General features: G+C 46.1%; 1 pseudogene. It reads left to right on the top strand.

The annotated features are described in order from the left end of the window. A pseudogene (locus A3766_RS30550) lies at positions 1-831 on the top strand (hypothetical protein); the annotation flags it as partial.

Genomic DNA, 831 nt, shown 5'->3' with positions numbered 1-831 from the left:
TGGTGATGGACAAAATATTCAGCAACTTACCTTTAACCAAAGCCACGATCTAGACCCTATCCTGTTGAATAACGGCAAAGTCCTGTTTTCTCGTTGGGATAACGCGGGGCAAACACGAAACAATGGTGTTAACTTATACGAGATTAACCCCGACGGTACAGGCTTGAATTACCTCTATGGCCGCCATTCCCATGATTCAGGTGAAGACGGTGACCAAGTTCAGTTCTTGAAACCTAAAGAGTTAGAAAACGGTAATATTGCGGTTTCATTGCGTACCTTCGAAAGCGCTACGTTTGCCGCAGAACCTCTCGAGATTAATTTGGATGAATTCATTGATGCAGACCGTGCCATCGATGGCAGTGACGCAATTGAAGGGCAGGCGCAAGTCGCGATTATTGACGGGGTCACCTCAAGTGATGAACAAACGATAAACGGTCAGTATGGCGCTTTTGTACCGCTTTATGATGGCTCAAACCGTTACTTGGTGAGCTGGAGCTTATGTCGTGTTGCCCTGATCGATATCGATGCTGAAACAGATGGTGATCAACAAGGCCAGCCAGAATACTGTACCGAAGAGAAACTCGCTTCAGATACCTATGAAGCTGCGACACCTCTCTATGGTTTATATGTCTATGATGCGAGCGATAAGACCTTAAAAGTGGTTGCCTTACCGAGTGAAGGTAATCGCTACGATCAGGTGATGTTGGTTACAAGTCGGCCAGAACCGGAAGACTACGTTCCAGTAGAGTTGGAAAACTTTGGTAATGGTTTAGGAGCGATTCATATTCGCAGTGTCTATGACTTTGATGGTGAAGATACGTCTCCTGCCGG

Source organism: Oleiphilus sp. HI0132 (assembly GCF_001635845.1).
This window is presented reverse-complemented; position numbering and strand designations above follow the sequence as displayed.